Source organism: Salinimicrobium oceani (assembly GCF_012037645.1).
The window spans coordinates 1-434 of record NZ_JAAVJR010000700.1 but is presented as its reverse complement, the minus strand read 5'-3'; the positions used below and the strand labels follow the sequence as shown (position 1 = coordinate 434).

The window sequence follows — 434 nt, the reverse complement described above, 5'->3', positions numbered from 1 at the left end:
CGTTGTGGTAATAGGTGGAGATTACAAGCAATACCAGGTTTTTGCCGATCCCGGAAAAATGATGTATTACGACGTGAGCCTTGCAGAATTGACTAAAAAAGTACAGGAGGCAAATACCAATGCTCCCGGTGGTTTTCTGAATCAATATGGTAATCAATACATCATTAAAGGTAGTGGTAGGGCTTATGCCGTGGGAGATCTGGAAGAAGCTGTGGTAAAACAGGTGAACGGGCAGAGCATCAAGATCAAGGATGTAGCGAACGTGAAAATAGGAGCTGCTGATAAGATCGGTGACGGTTCCCTTAACGCGAAACCTGCAGTTATCCTGACTATTTCCAAGCAGCCCGATGTGAATACGCTGGAGCTTACCGAAAGGTTGGATGAAGCCATCACCGAACTGGAGACAAGTCTGCCGCAAAGCGTCAGGATAAAAA

General features: G+C 45.9%; 1 protein-coding gene. It reads left to right on the top strand.

Features of this window, described 5'->3' with window-relative positions; all coding sequences use genetic code 11:
• Positions 1 to 434 (top strand): efflux RND transporter permease subunit (locus HC175_RS18950; RefSeq protein ID WP_168139735.1); only part of this gene is annotated, 434 nt, incomplete at both ends.